Origin of the sequence: Streptococcus sp. FSL E2-3488, assembly GCF_038003585.1 — a bacterium.
Lineage (GTDB): Bacteria > Bacillota > Bacilli > Lactobacillales > Streptococcaceae > Streptococcus > Streptococcus thermophilus.
Map to the genome: position 1 here is coordinate 1,393,360 of NZ_JBBOPL010000001.1, position 19,808 is coordinate 1,413,167.

The 19,808-nt window shown below is 37.4% G+C and carries 6 protein-coding genes and 2 pseudogenes; 3 read left to right on the forward strand and 5 right to left on the reverse strand.

Features of this window, described 5'->3' with window-relative positions; genetic code table 11:
* Positions 1–9: 9 nt before the first annotated feature.
* The 3 genes from MHH90_RS07170 to MHH90_RS07180 all read right to left on the reverse strand — a co-directional run bounded on the left by MHH90_RS07170 (position 10) and on the right by MHH90_RS07180 (position 13,455).
* Positions 10–1,746 carry an ABC transporter ATP-binding protein gene (locus MHH90_RS07170; RefSeq protein ID WP_014621319.1) on the reverse strand — a complete coding sequence of 579 codons (1,737 nt, stop codon included), beginning with the start codon at positions 1,744–1,746 and terminating at the stop codon, positions 10–12.
* A gap of 911 nt (positions 1,747–2,657) precedes the next feature.
* Positions 2,658–3,833 (reverse strand): IS256-like element IS1191 family transposase, encoded by a 1,176-nt coding sequence (locus tag MHH90_RS07175; RefSeq protein ID WP_340725732.1) that lies wholly within the window; start codon positions 3,831–3,833, stop codon positions 2,658–2,660.
* Between the two features lie 280 nt (positions 3,834–4,113).
* Positions 4,114–13,455, reverse strand: a complete 9,342-nt coding sequence (locus tag MHH90_RS07180; protein ID WP_340725918.1) for a mucin-binding protein — start codon at positions 13,453–13,455, stop codon at positions 4,114–4,116.
* Positions 13,456–13,695: 240 nt separating this feature from the next.
* On the opposite strand from MHH90_RS07180, the gene MHH90_RS07185 reads away from it, so the two are divergent.
* Together MHH90_RS07185 and MHH90_RS07190 are read left to right on the forward strand one after the other, a co-directional pair.
* Positions 13,696–14,871 carry an IS256-like element IS1191 family transposase gene (locus tag MHH90_RS07185; protein ID WP_340725732.1) on the forward strand — a complete coding sequence of 392 codons (1,176 nt, stop codon included), beginning with the start codon at positions 13,696–13,698 and terminating at the stop codon, positions 14,869–14,871.
* A gap of 376 nt (positions 14,872–15,247) precedes the next feature.
* Positions 15,248–16,497, forward strand: a pseudogene (locus MHH90_RS07190) (ISL3 family transposase).
* Between the two features lie 92 nt (positions 16,498–16,589).
* Here MHH90_RS07190 and MHH90_RS07195 read toward each other — a convergent pair.
* Together MHH90_RS07195 and MHH90_RS07200 are read right to left on the reverse strand one after the other, a co-directional pair.
* Positions 16,590–17,742 (reverse strand): annotated as a pseudogene (locus tag MHH90_RS07195) (MucBP domain-containing protein); the annotation flags it as partial.
* 39 nt (positions 17,743–17,781) lie between these two features.
* Positions 17,782–18,069 (reverse strand): hypothetical protein, encoded by a 288-nt coding sequence (locus tag MHH90_RS07200; RefSeq protein ID WP_011680866.1) that lies wholly within the window; start codon positions 18,067–18,069, stop codon positions 17,782–17,784.
* A 689-nt stretch (positions 18,070–18,758) separates the two neighbouring features.
* Between MHH90_RS07200 and MHH90_RS07205 the strand changes: the two genes are divergently transcribed.
* On the forward strand, positions 18,759–19,805 hold the full coding sequence (locus tag MHH90_RS07205) for an FtsX-like permease family protein (protein ID WP_038694561.1): 1,047 nt from the start codon (positions 18,759–18,761) through the stop codon (positions 19,803–19,805).
* The last annotated feature ends 3 nt before the right edge of the window (positions 19,806–19,808 follow it).

The window sequence follows — 19,808 nt, forward strand, 5'->3', positions numbered from 1 at the left end:
CACCTCCTTCTAGTCTTCCGTAAGACTCTTTTGATTCAATTGTGAATTAGCAATCTCACGGTAAATCTCATTACTTTCCATGAGCTCTTCGTGACGGCCACGACCAACAATTTCACCCTTATCAAGAACGATAATCTGATCTGCATCCATAATGGTTCCCACACGTTGAGCCACAATCAAGACTGTCGCATCCTGGGTCACTTCTTTTAGACGACGGCGCAAGGTCGCATCAGTCTTGTAGTCCAAGGCAGAGAAGGAATCATCAAAGATGTAAAGGTCAGGACGTTTAACCACAGCACGTGCAATTGACAAACGCTGCTTCTGTCCACCAGAAAGGTTGCTACCACCCTCAGCCAAGTGAGAATCATAGCGTTCTTCCTTACTTTCGATAAATTCCTTGGCTTGAGCCACATCAGTGGCTTGATTCAATTCTTCATGACTGGCATTTTCCTTACCATAACGGATATTTTCACCGATAGTCCCTGTAAAGAGTAGGGCTTTTTGTGGGATAAAGCCAATCTTACGACGAAGAGCCTTAAGATTGTAGTCACGGACATCTACACCATCAACAAGAATGCGTCCAAGTGTTACATCATAAAAGCGTGGAATCAACTGTACAAGTGATGATTTTCCTGAACCCGTAGATCCGATAAAGGCAATGGTTTCACCTGGTCTAGCTTTGAAAGAAATGTTGTGTAGGACAGGACTTTCAGTTTCACCGGGATAGGCAAAGGTCACATTGTCAAATTCCAAATATCCCCTAGTCTCGGTTTCTGTCACGCCATCTTCATTTGGATTGATAGAAATCGGCATATCCATAATTTCCTGCAGACGTTCACTAGATACCGCTGTACGAGGATACATGGTAAAGAGATTAGCTAGAAAGAGGAAGGATAATAGTGCATGGAAACTGTACTCAATGAAGGCAACCAAGTCCCCGATTGCCAGAGTTCCAGAACCTAATGGATTTAGGGCAAACCAAACAATAGCCACAATCATAGCGATGATGATTTGTACAAAAAGTGGCTCTGTTAAACCAGTCAATTTAAAGAGCTTGCTTGAATTATCTGCATAGACAGCATTTTCAGAGGCAAACTTCTTCTCTTGGAAATCTTCTCTAGCGAAAGCACGGATGACACGAAGTCCAGTCAGATTTTCACGAGCATACTGGTTAATCTTGTCGAGAGTTGCCTGTTGTTTTTCAGAAAGCGGACGCGTTTTTACCGCCACATACCAGACAACTACAGCTAGTAAAGGCAAGGAGATTGCCACAATCCAAGCCAAAGATGGACTTGTCGTCAAAATCAAAAAGACACTGGAAACCATCATCAAAGGAGTGATAACACCCAACTTGAGGACTTGATCTGCAAACTGCATGAGAACAAAAGCATCCGACGTGATACGAGTCACCAAAGAAGATACCCCAATTTGTTCGTACTCATGGTGTGAATACTCCTGAAGTTTGGCGTAGATATCATTACGCATGACCTGCACCATAGTAGTCGTCAACTTACCAACCGCATAGACCAAAAGCACACGACCAACAATACCAGTTAAGACCACACCAAACATGACCCAAGCATAGGTATAAAGCTTGTCAGCATCCCCACGGTTAATTCCCTCATCAATCATTCTGGCGAGAACCGTCGGCAGACCCAGGTTAGCAATAACAAATAAAATAGCTGCCGTAAAATTCATCGCTAGCCACTTAGGGTAACGCCTGAGATAAGACCAAATATAAGCCATAAATTCCCCCTTTTTCTTCTTCATTTAGCTATACTTTTAGGTTCACAAGAATCGGATACTAACTTTCAATACCTTAAAAAGCACATAAAAAGGGCGTGACAAGCACGCAAATTACCTACATTCTAACAAATGAAAATATTAAAAGCAATAGAAAAAAGCAGGGCTTACACCCTGGTTTTCTTTATTAAGCGACTTGAGTCGTTACCTTATTATTTTAAGAGTACCTGAAGCAGACTGATTCTAATTACTGATATTGCTGAATTTATTTAATGAATTTACATTTTGACAATTTTTTGGAAGGATACTAAAGAATATTTGATTGTAAAATATTTTGAGTGATCTTTCCAGAATCCCGATTACATCATTATGATACCAAAGACTATAAGCATTTTAAGTCACTGATTTATCAGTGTGACCTAGTCTATGTGAAACATATAGGGGACATATCTTAGGAACATTAAGAAGATAATATGAATGACTATAACTCAAGCCTTTTCTAGGATTCCTTTAAACATCCACAATCTCAGCCTGTCGTTTAATAATACGGCAAATAATTGATTTAAATAAGGGATTGCCAAATCGAGCTAAAACATAATCATCTTCGTCATTTTACACTTGAACTCACGCCAATTAGTTAATACTTCTAAAGTTACATCGTCTAAATCAATTTTACGCAATCCAGCAACCATCTTTGCTTGCTACTTAGAATACTAATTTCCATATTCAACTTTTTAAAGTGTTTCATAGGCGTTGAGAAGCTTTTTATAAGGTTTATAGCCATCCCAATTACACTCAATATATGATATTTATTATAATAAATTAAGAATTCAATTTTCAGTTTAGTTTCCTGAAGAGATTATATAGATACTGTCAATAATTATGTGTAAACACTCAAGTAGAGTTGAAGAATGTTAATCAAATAAGCTTTCAAGTGTGTCAGCACATTGGCCAAACCCTTTATGGATGCGTTGATTTTGCTTGAAATTATAATCTTCAAACAGGGTAACTAAATAACGTTCCAGAGCCTCCTCGTTAGGAAAAAGAACCTTCTTTTTCGTTTGACGTTTGATTTCTTTGTTAAGAGACTCAATGAGGTTTGTCGAATAAATGCTATGCCAAATCTGGTAGGGAAACTGATAAAAAGTTAAAAGATTATCCGTATTCTCCAGACTTTCCATGACTTTCCTATACTTTGGTTTCCATTCGGCGATAAAGTTCTCTAAAATTTGCACTGCCATTTCTAAATTTTCAGCACGATAAATCGTTTTAAATTGCTCCAGAATAACCGCTCTATCTGCTCGTTTCACTTTACTAGCTAGATTTCGACTAATATGAATTAAGCAACGTTGTTGTTTAGCTAATGGGTAAGCCTGATTGATAATCTGTTCAAGCCCCTTGAAGCCATCGGTCACTACAAGAGAAACCTGTTGGATTCCTTGGTTTTGAAGCTTGTCTAACAGGGTGGACCAAGAAGCATTGTTTTCATTTGGGGCGATTTCATATCCAAGAACAGCCTTCTGTCCTTCTGGTGTAATGCCAAGTGCGATATGAATACATTCTTTACTAACGGTTCCACGTCTTAAGGGGAGATAGGTTCCGTCAAGAAATAAAACAGAGTAATTGGCTTCTAAGCTTCGCTCATGAAAAGTAGCGACATTCTCCTGAGTTGCTTTTGAGATATTAGAAATTGTGGCAGGACTATAGTGATGACCATACATTCGCTCGATGATATCACTAATTTCTCGAGTCGTTACACCGGTTTGATAGAGTTTGATAACCATCTCTTCCAAGTGGTCATCTCGACGTCCATAAGCGGGAAGCAAAGCTGGACTAAAGTTCCCATTACGATCTCTAGGAATACTCAACTGAACAGTCCCATATTTGGTTTCGAATTTCCGTGCATAGCTTCCGTTACGACTATTCCCAGAATTATAGCCTAATTTATCGTAAGGTTCATACCCTAAAAAGGCTGATAACTCTGCTTGAAGCAGATCATTCATTGCTGTTTCAAGAGAAGTACGGAAAAATTCATCAATATCTTGCTTTTGGGCTAGGAAGTTAAGTAGTTCTGTGGTAAACTGAGTCATAGGAATAAATCTCTTTCTAGTAATGTTTTGCAACTCTACTATAACGGATTTATTCCTTTTTGTGTTTACACAACTTATTTTACACTACCATTATATATTTTTGTATTTTTACCAAGAATAAATTAGTATAATTTTATTTCAATTAAATTACATATACTTCCTTTAGTTCAATGTGCACATATTCCTTTCATAGATAAAGTAAAAAAACTGATGAATCATTCGATTCATCAGTTTTAAGGAAGATATGTTCATTGCAAACAAATCGTATCAATTAGAAAGATTAATCTTCTTTCTTCTTACGAGCTACAAGACCAAATCCACTCAATACTCCGAGAAGTCCAAGTGCTGCTAGGCTAGCATTATCTTCTGTACCTGTATTTGGAAGTTCACGTTTGCCATCCATATATTGAGGTGTAGAAGGTGATGCTGGTTGAGCTGCAGTTGTTGGAGTTCCATTATTATCTCCATTATCTGTAGGTCTTACAGGTTGTGGTACTGGAACATAAGTGATTACAGTATCTTCTGTTGGGTTTTCAGGTGTTGGTGGAACATATCCTTTACTTGGATCGTTTGGATCTACTGGTTTCAGTGGGTTTCCATTTGAATCTTTTGGAGTTGTTCCTGGCACTTGAGGAATCACTGTTGTTGGTGTTCCTGGTTTTGTTGGATCTGTTGGATCGTTTGGATATTGAGGTTTATCAAGTTTTGGTTCCTCGAATCCTTCTGGTACTTTTGGTACCCATGAACCAAGTTTAGTGTAGACAACTTCGATATTTTCATCTTTAGAGTCTACCGTTAATCCTGTTGTAGCTGCTACTTCTTTTTGTTTAGCATCTTTCAGGATGTAGCCTTGAACTACTGGTGATTCAACTTTATCGAATGTTGTATCTCCATCTTTAGCTGTCCAGTTGCCGTAAGTGATTTCACCTGTTACAGAATTAATCTTACCTTCACGAGTGAATGTAACTTTATCTGTTACTTTCTGAGCTACTTCCTCACCTTTTTCGTTAACGGATGTGATTGTACGGTTCACGTGGCGAGTTGTATCAATCTGTTTAATGAGATCTTCTGTCCATTTTGGTCCATCAGGGTTGTTAGGATCGATTGGATCACCTGGTTTTGGTTTATTTGGATCATTTGGATTTTCTGGATCTACTGGTTTGATTGGTTCAACGTGTGGTTTAACCGTTACTACAAAGCTTTGATCTACTTTCGTATCTTTATCGAAGTTCTTATCTGTAGCTGTTGTGAATCCATCAGTTACGAGGTCATACCCTAGAGCTTTAAGTTCAGCAAGCTTAGCTACTGTTGAGTAATCAATTGGTTCTCCAGATTTACCTTCTAGGTTATCTGTGTGAAGTACTGTTCCTGTTCCTTCTACAACATAAGTTACTGTTGCTTTTTGAGAATCTTTCTCATAAGTGATTACAGTATCTTCTGTTGGGTTTTCAGGTGTTGGTGGAACATATCCTTTACTTGGATCGTTTGGATCTACTGGTTTCAGTGGGTTTCCATTTGAATCTTTTGGAGTTGTTCCTGGCACTTGAGGAATCACTGTTGTTGGTGTTCCTGGTTTTGTTGGATCTGTTGGATCGTTTGGATATTGAGGTTTATCAAGTTTTGGTTCCTCGAATCCTTCTGGTACTTTTGGTACCCATGAACCAAGTTTAGTGTAGACAACTTCGATATTTTCATCTTTAGAGTCTACCGTTAATCCTGTTGTAGCTGCTACTTCTTTTTGTTTAGCATCTTTCAGGATGTAGCCTTGAACTACTGGTGATTCAACTTTATCGAATGTTGTATCTCCATCTTTAGCTGTCCAGTTGCCGTAAGTGATTTCACCTGTTACAGAATTAATCTTACCTTCACGAGTGAATGTAACTTTATCTGTTACTTTCTGAGCTACTTCCTCACCTTTTTCGTTAACGGATGTGATTGTACGGTTCACGTGGCGAGTTGTATCAATCTGTTTAATGAGATCTTCTGTCCATTTTGGTCCATCAGGGTTGTTAGGATCGATTGGATCACCTGGTTTTGGTTTATTTGGATCATTTGGATTTTCTGGATCTACTGGTTTGATTGGTTCAACGTGTGGTTTAACCGTTACTACAAAGCTTTGATCTACTTTCGTATCTTTATCGAAGTTCTTATCTGTAGCTGTTGTGAATCCATCAGTTACGAGGTCATACCCTAGAGCTTTAAGTTCAGCAAGCTTAGCTACTGTTGAGTAATCAATTGGTTCTCCAGATTTACCTTCTAGGTTATCTGTGTGAAGTACTGTTCCTGTTCCTTCTACAACATAAGTTACTGTTGCTTTTTGAGAATCTTTCTCATAAGTGATTACAGTATCTTCTGTTGGGTTTTCAGGTGTTGGTGGAACATATCCTTTACTTGGATCGTTTGGATCTACTGGTTTCAGTGGGTTTCCATTTGAATCTTTTGGAGTTGTTCCTGGCACTTGAGGAATCACTGTTGTTGGTGTTCCTGGTTTTGTTGGATCTGTTGGATCGTTTGGATATTGAGGTTTATCAAGTTTTGGTTCCTCGAATCCTTCTGGTACTTTTGGTACCCATGAACCAAGTTTAGTGTAGACAACTTCGATATTTTCATCTTTAGAGTCTACCGTTAATCCTGTTGTAGCTGCTACTTCTTTTTGTTTAGCATCTTTCAGGATGTAGCCTTGAACTACTGGTGATTCAACTTTATCGAATGTTGTATCTCCATCTTTAGCTGTCCAGTTGCCGTAAGTGATTTCACCTGTTACAGAATTAATCTTACCTTCACGAGTGAATGTAACTTTATCTGTTACTTTCTGAGCTACTTCCTCACCTTTTTCGTTAACGGATGTGATTGTACGGTTCACGTGGCGAGTTGTATCAATCTGTTTAATGAGATCTTCTGTCCATTTTGGTCCATCAGGGTTGTTAGGATCGATTGGATCACCTGGTTTTGGTTTATTTGGATCATTTGGATTTTCTGGATCTACTGGTTTGATTGGTTCAACGTGTGGTTTAACCGTTACTACAAAGCTTTGATCTACTTTCGTATCTTTATCGAAGTTCTTATCTGTAGCTGTTGTGAATCCATCAGTTACGAGGTCATACCCTAGAGCTTTAAGTTCAGCAAGCTTAGCTACTGTTGAGTAATCAATTGGTTCTCCAGATTTACCTTCTAGGTTATCTGTGTGAAGTACTGTTCCTGTTCCTTCTACAACATAAGTTACTGTTGCTTTTTGAGAATCTTTCTCATAAGTGATTACAGTATCTTCTGTTGGGTTTTCAGGTGTTGGTGGAACATATCCTTTACTTGGATCGTTTGGATCTACTGGTTTCAGTGGGTTTCCATTTGAATCTTTTGGAGTTGTTCCTGGCACTTGAGGAATCACTGTTGTTGGTGTTCCTGGTTTTGTTGGATCTGTTGGATCGTTTGGATATTGAGGTTTATCAAGTTTTGGTTCCTCGAATCCTTCTGGTACTTTTGGTACCCATGAACCAAGTTTAGTGTAGACAACTTCGATATTTTCATCTTTAGAGTCTACCGTTAATCCTGTTGTAGCTGCTACTTCTTTTTGTTTAGCATCTTTCAGGATGTAGCCTTGAACTACTGGTGATTCAACTTTATCGAATGTTGTATCTCCATCTTTAGCTGTCCAGTTGCCGTAAGTGATTTCACCTGTTACAGAATTAATCTTACCTTCACGAGTGAATGTAACTTTATCTGTTACTTTCTGAGCTACTTCCTCACCTTTTTCGTTAACGGATGTGATTGTACGGTTCACGTGGCGAGTTGTATCAATCTGTTTAATGAGATCTTCTGTCCATTTTGGTCCATCAGGGTTGTTAGGATCGATTGGATCACCTGGTTTTGGTTTATTTGGATCATTTGGATTTTCTGGATCTACTGGTTTGATTGGTTCAACGTGTGGTTTAACCGTTACTACAAAGCTTTGATCTACTTTCGTATCTTTATCGAAGTTCTTATCTGTAGCTGTTGTGAATCCATCAGTTACGAGGTCATACCCTAGAGCTTTAAGTTCAGCAAGCTTAGCTACTGTTGAGTAATCAATTGGTTCTCCAGATTTACCTTCTAGGTTATCTGTGTGAAGTACTGTTCCTGTTCCTTCTACAACATAAGTTACTGTTGCTTTTTGAGAATCTTTCTCATAAGTGATTACAGTATCTTCTGTTGGGTTTTCAGGTGTTGGTGGAACATATCCTTTACTTGGATCGTTTGGATCTACTGGTTTCAGTGGGTTTCCATTTGAATCTTTTGGAGTTGTTCCTGGCACTTGAGGAATCACTGTTGTTGGTGTTCCTGGTTTTGTTGGATCTGTTGGATCGTTTGGATATTGAGGTTTATCAAGTTTTGGTTCCTCGAATCCTTCTGGTACTTTTGGTACCCATGAACCAAGTTTAGTGTAGACAACTTCGATATTTTCATCTTTAGAGTCTACCGTTAATCCTGTTGTAGCTGCTACTTCTTTTTGTTTAGCATCTTTCAGGATGTAGCCTTGAACTACTGGTGATTCAACTTTATCGAATGTTGTATCTCCATCTTTAGCTGTCCAGTTGCCGTAAGTGATTTCACCTGTTACAGAATTAATCTTACCTTCACGAGTGAATGTAACTTTATCTGTTACTTTCTGAGCTACTTCCTCACCTTTTTCGTTAACGGATGTGATTGTACGGTTCACGTGGCGAGTTGTATCAATCTGTTTAATGAGATCTTCTGTCCATTTTGGTCCATCAGGGTTGTTAGGATCGATTGGATCACCTGGTTTTGGTTTATTTGGATCATTTGGATTTTCTGGATCTACTGGTTTGATTGGTTCAACGTGTGGTTTAACCGTTACTACAAAGCTTTGATCTACTTTCGTATCTTTATCGAAGTTCTTATCTGTAGCTGTTGTGAATCCATCAGTTACGAGGTCATACCCTAGAGCTTTAAGTTCAGCAAGCTTAGCTACTGTTGAGTAATCAATTGGTTCTCCAGATTTACCTTCTAGGTTATCTGTGTGAAGTACTGTTCCTGTTCCTTCTACAACATAAGTTACTGTTGCTTTTTGAGAATCTTTCTCATAAGTGATTACAGTATCTTCTGTTGGGTTTTCAGGTGTTGGTGGAACATATCCTTTACTTGGATCGTTTGGATCTACTGGTTTCAGTGGGTTTCCATTTGAATCTTTTGGAGTTGTTCCTGGCACTTGAGGAATCACTGTTGTTGGTGTTCCTGGTTTTGTTGGATCTGTTGGATCGTTTGGATATTGAGGTTTATCAAGTTTTGGTTCCTCGAATCCTTCTGGTACTTTTGGTACCCATGAACCAAGTTTAGTGTAGACAACTTCGATATTTTCATCTTTAGAGTCTACCGTTAATCCTGTTGTAGCTGCTACTTCTTTTTGTTTAGCATCTTTCAGGATGTAGCCTTGAACTACTGGTGATTCAACTTTATCGAATGTTGTATCTCCATCTTTAGCTGTCCAGTTGCCGTAAGTGATTTCACCTGTTACAGAATTAATCTTACCTTCACGAGTGAATGTAACTTTATCTGTTACTTTCTGAGCTACTTCCTCACCTTTTTCGTTAACGGATGTGATTGTACGGTTCACGTGGCGAGTTGTATCAATCTGTTTAATGAGATCTTCTGTCCATTTTGGTCCATCAGGGTTGTTAGGATCGATTGGATCACCTGGTTTTGGTTTATTTGGATCATTTGGATTTTCTGGATCTACTGGTTTGATTGGTTCAACGTGTGGTTTAACCGTTACTACAAAGCTTTGATCTACTTTCGTATCTTTATCGAAGTTCTTATCTGTAGCTGTTGTGAATCCATCAGTTACGAGGTCATACCCTAGAGCTTTAAGTTCAGCAAGCTTAGCTACTGTTGAGTAATCAATTGGTTCTCCAGATTTACCTTCTAGGTTATCTGTGTGAAGTACTGTTCCTGTTCCTTCTACAACATAAGTTACTGTTGCTTTTTGAGAATCTTTCTCATAAGTGATTACAGTATCTTCTGTTGGGTTTTCAGGTGTTGGTGGAACATATCCTTTACTTGGATCGTTTGGATCTACTGGTTTCAGTGGGTTTCCATTTGAATCTTTTGGAGTTGTTCCTGGCACTTGAGGAATCACTGTTGTTGGTGTTCCTGGTTTTGTTGGATCTGTTGGATCGTTTGGATATTGAGGTTTATCAAGTTTTGGTTCCTCGAATCCTTCTGGTACTTTTGGTACCCATGAACCAAGTTTAGTGTAGACAACTTCGATATTTTCATCTTTAGAGTCTACCGTTAATCCTGTTGTAGCTGCTACTTCTTTTTGTTTAGCATCTTTCAGGATGTAGCCTTGAACTACTGGTGATTCAACTTTATCGAATGTTGTATCTCCATCTTTAGCTGTCCAGTTGCCGTAAGTGATTTCACCTGTTACAGAATTAATCTTACCTTCACGAGTGAATGTAACTTTATCTGTTACTTTCTGAGCTACTTCCTCACCTTTTTCGTTAACGGATGTGATTGTACGGTTCACGTGGCGAGTTGTATCAATCTGTTTAATGAGATCTTCTGTCCATTTTGGTCCATCAGGGTTGTTAGGATCGATTGGATCACCTGGTTTTGGTTTATTTGGATCATTTGGATTTTCTGGATCTACTGGTTTGATTGGTTCAACGTGTGGTTTAACCGTTACTACAAAGCTTTGATCTACTTTCGTATCTTTATCGAAGTTCTTATCTGTAGCTGTTGTGAATCCATCAGTTACGAGGTCATACCCTAGAGCTTTAAGTTCAGCAAGCTTAGCTACTGTTGAGTAATCAATTGGTTCTCCAGATTTACCTTCTAGGTTATCTGTGTGAAGTACTGTTCCTGTTCCTTCTACAACATAAGTTACTGTTGCTTTTTGAGAATCTTTCTCATAAGTGATTACAGTATCTTCTGTTGGGTTTTCAGGTGTTGGTGGAACATATCCTTTACTTGGATCGTTTGGATCTACTGGTTTCAGTGGGTTTCCATTTGAATCTTTTGGAGTTGTTCCTGGCACTTGAGGAATCACTGTTGTTGGTGTTCCTGGTTTTGTTGGATCTGTTGGATCGTTTGGATATTGAGGTTTATCAAGTTTTGGTTCCTCGAATCCTTCTGGTACTTTTGGTACCCATGAACCAAGTTTAGTGTAGACAACTTCGATATTTTCATCTTTAGAGTCTACCGTTAATCCTGTTGTAGCTGCTACTTCTTTTTGTTTAGCATCTTTCAGGATGTAGCCTTGAACTACTGGTGATTCAACTTTATCGAATGTTGTATCTCCATCTTTAGCTGTCCAGTTGCCGTAAGTGATTTCACCTGTTACAGAATTAATCTTACCTTCACGAGTGAATGTAACTTTATCTGTTACTTTCTGAGCTACTTCCTCACCTTTTTCGTTAACGGATGTGATTGTACGGTTCACGTGGCGAGTTGTATCAATCTGTTTAATGAGATCTTCTGTCCATTTTGGTCCATCAGGGTTGTTAGGATCGATTGGATCACCTGGTTTTGGTTTATTTGGATCATTTGGATTTTCTGGATCTACTGGTTTGATTGGTTCAACGTGTGGTTTAACCGTTACTACAAAGCTTTGATCTACTTTCGTATCTTTATCGAAGTTCTTATCTGTAGCTGTTGTGAATCCATCAGTTACGAGGTCATACCCTAGAGCTTTAAGTTCAGCAAGCTTAGCTACTGTTGAGTAATCAATTGGTTCTCCAGATTTACCTTCTAGGTTATCTGTGTGAAGTACTGTTCCTGTTCCTTCTACAACATAAGTTACTGTTGCTTTTTGAGTATCTGCTGTATAGGTGATCGTTGTATCTTTACCAATATCAGAAGGTATTGGCGGAATATAGCCCTTAGTACGGTCATCGGGATCAACTGGCACCAAAGGAGTCCCCATATGGTCTTTAGGTGTATAGCCAGGAAGAAAATCAATAAACGGGTAACCAGGCACAGATGAATCAGCAATCTTAGTAGGGTCAATAGGATCATTGGGATAAATAATTGATTTTGTCGAGCCATCAGGATTAGAGACGACCCAGTTGCCGAGCTTTCTGTAAACATACTTAACATCAGAGGTTTGTGGAATATATGGATTTTTAATTGCGACTGTCGTATAACCTACTTGATACTTTATCACAGGATCTGAGGGCTTTATATTTGTATATGTCTTGAGAACTTTTCCATCTTGAGCAATTGAAGCAGACATTGTTCCATCTGAACCAGTCTGAGTGTAAGTAACAACTATTCCATCATGAAAGTCTTTAACATAACTAGCACCAATCTCTCCGAATGGTGACATAACGCCATTTGAATTAGAAGGTGCAGTAGCATAGTAACCATTTATAAGTATGGGACTCGTCGTATATTTTTGGCCAACTAACCCTTTTTGTGTATAAGGAACAACCGGATTACCATTACTGTCGGTGATTTGCTTGCCATCTTTATCAACAAAATAGGTTGTTTGTGTGATCAATTTGGGTACCATATAGGATAGTTTATTGTAGTAGCCAGTATCATATTTACTAACAATATATTTAACAGCAAGAGGATCTCTTAAACTTTCAACCATCGCATAATAAGTATCATTATAGTAGGTAATACTATCAAATACAGCAGATGGTACCTTAGTATTTTGATTTAAAGTGTATTGTTTTAAAACTTTATTTGATGGCGATAATTCCGTTACATAAACAATTCCATCGCCCGTTCGATTAGTTGAAAGAACAATCTGGTTTCCATAATATGTTTGCACCCATTCATAACTGTAATGAGATTTATCTGGATCAATCCACATTCCAGATGGATAATCTGGATCACTAACTGAGAAACCCGTATTGGTAACTGAACCTGACAATACCTTTCTATCGTAGTTTTGAGCAAACTTAGTTGTATCTATTGCACTTCTTTTGACTCTTCGTCTTTGGTTAATAGAATCTGTATTCTCTCTATTACCACGCTTGTTATTATCCACTGTTTCCACAGAATTTGCATACTTTGCATTTGTCTTAACTGCAGTGCCGGCGGTACCTGGAGTACCATTAGTTGTATAAATTTCAGTTGGTCTTAATTTCTTTTCAGCAGTATTTGATTCAGTTACAGCTGTGCTCAAAGCTGATACAGTTTCTGCTTGTGCATCTACATCGGCTTGACTAGCATCTGTATTCGCTAGAGTTGCTTTAGTTGCTGCCTTTGTAGCTGCAACTTCTGATTTCACTTCTGTAGCTTTTTCAGTTTCTGGATTCACAGTTTCTGGCTTCATAGTCTCTGAATTCACAGTCTCTGGATTCACAGTTTCTGGCTTCACAGTCTCTGGATTCACAGTTTCTGGCTTCATAGTCTCTGGACTCACAGTTTCTGGCTTCACAGTTTCTACTGTTTCTGCTTTAGGCTCAGCCTTTTCCGTCTCCTTGTCACCTTGACTAGAAGCAGATGTTGTAATAGCTGTTTCAGCTGATTGTACTTCCGTCGCTGATACTACGCCATTACCTAAGAACATTAAACCAACAGCAATTGCTACTGATGCTGCTCCAAAGCTGAACTTACGAATACCGTAACGAATGTACTTCTCTGTTCGAAAATCTTGTTGTTTCCCTCGCATATGAGTAATAACCCCCTTATAAATTGTTTTATTTTTCAAAATACTTAATTTTTTAAAAAAAAACGATAATTTTAAAATTTAATGTAACAATGTTTTTATGCCGAAACTATATACTTTGAAAATAATTTAATCGTATCACACTTCCGTATTAGGTAGTGTAAAATAAGTTGTGTAAACACAAAAAGGAATAAATCCGTTATAGTAGAGTTGCAAAACATTACTAGAAAGAGATTTATTCCTATGACTCAGTTTACCACAGAACTACTTAACTTCCTAGCCCAAAAGCAAGATATTGATGAATTTTTCCGTACTTCTCTTGAAACAGCAATGAATGATCTGCTTCAAGCAGAGTTATCAGCCTTTTTAGGGTATGAACCTTACGATAAATTAGGCTATAATTCTGGGAATAGTCGTAACGGAAGCTATGCACGGAAATTCGAAACCAAATATGGGACTGTTCAGTTGAGTATTCCTAGAGATCGTAATGGGAACTTTAGTCCAGCTTTGCTTCCCGCTTATGGACGTCGAGATGACCACTTGGAAGAGATGGTTATCAAACTCTATCAAACCGGTGTAACGACTCGAGAAATTAGTGATATCATCGAGCGAATGTATGGTCATCACTATAGTCCTGCCACAATTTCTAATATCTCAAAAGCAACTCAGGAGAATGTCGCTACTTTTCATGAGCGAAGCTTAGAAGCCAATTACTCTGTTTTATTTCTTGACGGAACCTATCTCCCCTTAAGACGTGGAACCGTTAGTAAAGAATGTATTCATATCGCACTTGGCATTACACCAGAAGGACAGAAGGCTGTTCTTGGATATGAAATCGCCCCAAATGAAAACAATGCTTCTTGGTCCACCCTGTTAGACAAGCTTCAAAACCAAGGAATCCAACAGGTTTCTCTTGTAGTGACCGATGGCTTCAAGGGGCTTGAACAGATTATCAATCAGGCTTACCCATTAGCTAAACAACAACGTTGCTTAATTCATATTAGTCGAAATCTAGCTAGTAAAGTGAAACGAGCAGATAGAGCGGTTATTCTGGAGCAATTTAAAACGATTTATCGTGCTGAAAATTTAGAAATGGCAGTGCAAATTTTAGAGAACTTTATCGCCGAATGGAAACCAAAGTATAGGAAAGTCATGGAAAGTCTGGAGAATACGGATAATCTTTTAACTTTTTATCAGTTTCCCTACCAGATTTGGCATAGCATTTATTCGACAAACCTCATTGAGTCTCTTAACAAAGAAATCAAACGTCAAACGAAAAAGAAGGTTCTTTTTCCTAACGAGGAGGCTCTGGAACGTTATTTAGTTACCCTGTTTGAAGATTATAATTTCAAGCAAAATCAACGCATCCATAAAGGGTTTGGCCAATGTGCTGACACACTTGAAAGCTTATTTGATTAACATTCTTCAACTCTACTTGAGTGTTTACACATAATTATTGACAGTATCCCGTATTATAAGCAAATTTTCCATTTAAAATTTAGACTATAATAACTAAATTTTATTTTTCAAAAATTATTTATAGTAGTAATTATATTTTTGTTTTTAAGTATCTACATTTTTTTGTAATATTAAAATAATTTTTACCATTTTATAAAAAGTTAGCCAACTCATTTTCAGAAAACATTTGTAAATTTCAAAAAACCAATGATTTTTGGCTCTATAATTTCTGTAGTGGGTAAAACTACTGTAGAGATTATAGAGCTTTTTGAGTGTACACTAAAAGTCCCATAAGAACTATAATGAAAAGTGACAAAACTACCATTAGGAAGAACTTATGAGACCTATTAAGAATACCACAGAATTAATCGGAATTAAAGACCAAAATATCAAGATTTCACTTGTTTTTGAAACTGATACTCATATCGAGATTCAAGCAAAACTCGATTACCCTGCACCATCATGTCCTCACTGCCATGGAAAGATGATCAAGTACGACTTTCAAAAGCCTTCTAAAATCCCTCTTCTCGAGCAAGCGGGAACGCCAACTCTACTACGTCTGAAAAAACGTCGTTTCCAGTGTAAAAGTTGTAGAAGAGTCACGGTAGCTGAGACATCTATCGTTGAGAAAAACTGCCAAATCTCCAATCTAGTCCGACAAAAAGTTACACAGCTTCTAACTGAGAAGGTGTCACTAACTGATATTGCAAGAAGACTTCGCGTGTCGACGTCCACTGTCTATCGTAAGCTTGATCAGTTCACTTTCAAGGAACATTATGACAAACTCCCTGCTGTTATGTCCTGGGATGAGTTTGGGTTCAAGAAAGGGGAATTGGCTTTTGTGGCGCAGAATTATGAGACAAACCAACTCATAACCATCCTTGATAATCGCCGCCAAACTACTATACGAAACTACTTTTTGAAGTATCCATTGAAAGTCCGGCAACAGGTACAGTTTATCACGATGGATATGTCTGGAGCTTATATTCCACTGGCTCGCAAGCTCTTTCCAAACGCAAAAATCGTTCTTGATCGTTTCCACATCATCCAGCACCTTGGACGTGCCTTTTTAAAGACTAGAATTGCAATTATGAACCAGTTCGATAAGAAGTCACTACCCTATCGAGCCTTGAAAAATCACTGGCGACTCTTCCAAAAGGACAGCTGTAAGTTATCTCTCAACTCTTTCTATTCAAAGACTTTCCGCCAAACTTTAGCACCACATGAAGTTGTTAAGAAGACACTAGTCTTTTCAAAAGAGCTTACTGACTACTATACACTTTATCAGCTTTTGCTTTTTCACTTTCAGGAGAAGAGAGTAGGTGAGTTCTTTGACCTGATAGAGGAAAATAGAAGCAAGGTCAATCACTATTTTCAAACGGTCTTTAGGACTTTTCTTAGACACAAGCAATACATCCAAAATGCACTAGAAACAGACTATTCAAACGCAAAACTTGAAGCGACTAATAAGTTAATTAAAGACATTAAACGCTTGGGCTTCGGTTTTAGAAACTTCATCAACTTTAAGAAACGTGTCTTCATCACACTGAACATACATAAAAAGAGGACCTATCCGGTCCTCTCTAGATGTTAGCTTTTCGTCACCCACTACAGTTGACAAAGAGCCTGATTTTTACATCATTGGTTTTCTATTATATTCGTTTATCAGAAAGATTTAATTAATCTTCCTTCTTACGAGCTACAAGACCAAATCCACTCAATACTCCAAGAAGTCCAAGTGCTGCTAGGCTAGCATTGTCTTCTGTACCTGTATTTGGCAACTCTTTTTGACCTTCAACATCTTTTGGTGTTGCTGGTTGACTTGGTTCAACCGGTCTTGGAGTCGGCATTTCAACATTTTTGAAGATATGTTTGATATTTCCATTTGGATCAGTCACAGTCTTCACATATTCGTAACCTGAAACTGTTCCCGGTTCTTTAGAGCCTGGTTCAGTTGGTTTCAATGGATTTCCATTGTCATCAGCCCAAGTAGTTGTACTTTGCTTACCTGGAGTTGGTTGAGGAAAAGGTGAAGGTTGTTGGAGCTGGTGTTGAAACTTTCTCATAAACGTGTTCGATGTCGCCATTTGGAAGGGTCTTAGTTTCTACAAAGCGGTAGCCTGGGATATCTTTCTTAGGTTGTTCGCCGTCTTCTGTTGGATAGTTTGGAATTTCGTTACCATCTTTATCCTTATAACTTGCCTTAACTTTTTCGTAGACGTGCTCTGTATCTCCGTTTGGAAGTGTCTTAGTTTCTACAAAGCGGTAACCTGGAATATCTTTCTTAGGAGTTGTACCTTCCTTAGTAGTTGTTCCTGGAATTACATTGCCATCTTTATCTTTGTAAGTTGTTATGACTTTTTCATAGATATGTCTTGTATTTCCTTTTTCGTCTACTTCAGTTTTAACAATCTTGTATCCTGGGATATCTTTAGTAGGTTTAGTTCCATCTTCTGTTGGTGAAAGTGAGTTACCCTCTTTATCAACGAATGAAGTATCAGGATGAACTTTTGGTGTGTAAGTAGCTGTTACTGGCATTCCGTTCTTACCTACACGTTTAACTGTTACTCCTGTTGCTTTACCTACGAAGTCAGGTTCTGGTGTGAAGGTTACTTTACTGTTTTCATCGATTGTATATATACCTTCGTCTGGTACTTTCTTCTCAGTTGTTCCATCGTCAAATGTTCGTTTAACAGTTTCATCAATTGGTACATTTGGATTTCCTAGGATGAAGACTGGTGTCCCTGTTTGTGGTTGTCCTTTAGGTCCTTCAGATTCTGCAGGTGTTCCTTCTGGTGTTACTGGTGTAACTGTTGGTATGTATGTTCTGGTATAGTAAATTTGTAACACTCTCCTACCTAATAAGTTAAACTATTCATTAGAATAGGAGACATAACATGAAACACTATCCAGACGAAACACGACAAAAAATTGTTCGACTACACATTCAAGACGGACGAACATTAAAAAGCTTAGCTTGCTGAGCATAGCCAATTTATGCATCAAGATTCCCAATGTATCTAAAAACGCCAAATATAAGGTTTTATCCAAACTCATTATATAGCAAGAAATCTTCATTGTTCCTATTGGTTCTTTTAAAAGTGTGGCCAATTCGGGGCAAAATTTAAAGTTTAGTTTGCCACAAATAATAATTGTCATTTTATAATATTCCTACTTGATTGTTTTTTATAGGTAAAGAAAAAAGATAAAATGACATTCATAAATTTTTAAAACCATAAGAATAGACACCCAATCATTAATAAATGAATAAGAAGGCGGATACAATGGTGAGTATAATTAATTTTCTTTCCACTTTTCTTTCTATCAGAGAAAAAGCTAACCGAAATTAATAACAAAATCATTGATATCAATAGCTTTAGAACAATATTCGAATAAGATAATCCAAACAACGCTGAGAAACATAAAATAAAAACTAAGACCACTGAAACAGTTGATACTCCCAGCTTCTTCTTATGTCCAAAGTAAGTTGAAAGCAATAAAATAATAGAATAAGTAAAAATAACGTAATTCATTGATTCGCCTCTATTGTTATATAATAATTCTAATATTATTTGATAATATATATATTACCACAATTAGAGATAAAATGAAAAACACATCCCAAATATATGTTTTAAAACTGTTTCTCCTAACTACTTCCTTAAAAGTCAAATTCTTTCTCATTCCAAAATAGTAAATCAGCACAAAATTAATGAAAAATAACTTCGTTGATTTATCAAAAAGAGTATATGTGACACCCCAATAAAAATTACTAGTACTATTAAAAACCTTTTCAACACATTAAGTGATACACTAATAATAAATAGAATTAATGACAGGAGATTATTATGTTTTTAGCTATTAAAGAGATGCTACATGAAAAATTGCGTTATAGCCTAATAGTGGCACTTATATTTTTAGTAAGTTATCTTTTGATTATTCTTACTGGTTTAGCCACTGGTTTAGCTAACCTAAACAAAGCGGCAATTAACGAGTGGGATGCTTCAAGTATTGTCTTAAATAGTGATTCTGAAGGACGTTTACAACAATCTTTTCTTTCACAAGATCAGGTTGCTAGTTTACCCAATAATGGTACCAGAATTTCACAGTATAGTACACTTGTAAAATCAGAAAATGGATTAAAAGAGAATACTCAATTAGTAGCTCTTGATTCCAAATCGTTCATATTTAAAAAATTGAAAATAACAAGTGGTAGTAAAAATGTCCGAAACAATGCCGGCGTCGTATCGGATAAATTCAAACGTGATGGATTCAAAATCGGTGACCACTTGTTAGTTGCTAATTCATCATTGAGGATTAAAATTACAGGTTTTACACCCAGGGCAACTTTAAGTGCTCTTCCCGTGGTTTATATTTCACCAGACACTATTCAATCACTGAATAAAGGTGTAACAAATGCTGTGGTATTCAAGAATACGTTAAATAATTCAAAAATACCAAAAGGGACTATTCAGTTAAGCATTGACTCATTTATTAATAAATTACCCGGATATAGTGCACAACAACTCACATTCAACTTCATGATTGGTTTTTTGTATATTATTATTCTAATTGTTATTTCAATTTTCTTGTATATTCTGACCGTTCAAAAATTACCTAACTTAGGTGTCTTGAAGGCGCAAGGAGTCTCAACGCAATATCTTGTTTTGAGTACGTTATTTCAATCATTTATTATGTCAGTTATTGGCGTTATTATAGCCATTATATTAGGTGAAATAACAGCTATTACGTTACCCAGCGAGGTACCCATTGTCATCGATAAAAGTAATATTATTGTAACTGGAATCGGTATTATTATTATGTCCTTGTTGGGTGCGTTGATACCAATTCGCCAAATTGCCAAAGTTGATCCTTACAAAATTATTGGAGGTTAATTT

What these genes read in the sequence shown, in the direction of transcription:
- MHH90_RS07185 (WP_340725732.1), top strand. Translation starts at nt 13,696, where the DNA reads ATGACTCAGTTTACCACAGAACTACTTAACTTCCTAGCCCAAAAGCAA.
- MHH90_RS07200 (WP_011680866.1), bottom strand. Translation starts at nt 18,069, where the DNA reads ATGACAATTATTATTTGTGGCAAACTAAACTTTAAATTTTGCCCCGAA.
- MHH90_RS07205 (WP_038694561.1), top strand. Translation starts at nt 18,759, where the DNA reads ATGTTTTTAGCTATTAAAGAGATGCTACATGAAAAATTGCGTTATAGC.
- MHH90_RS07170 (WP_014621319.1), bottom strand. Translation starts at nt 1,746, where the DNA reads ATGGCTTATATTTGGTCTTATCTCAGGCGTTACCCTAAGTGGCTAGCG.
- MHH90_RS07175 (WP_340725732.1), bottom strand. Translation starts at nt 3,833, where the DNA reads ATGACTCAGTTTACCACAGAACTACTTAACTTCCTAGCCCAAAAGCAA.
- MHH90_RS07180 (WP_340725918.1), bottom strand. Translation starts at nt 13,455, where the DNA reads ATGCGAGGGAAACAACAAGATTTTCGAACAGAGAAGTACATTCGTTAC.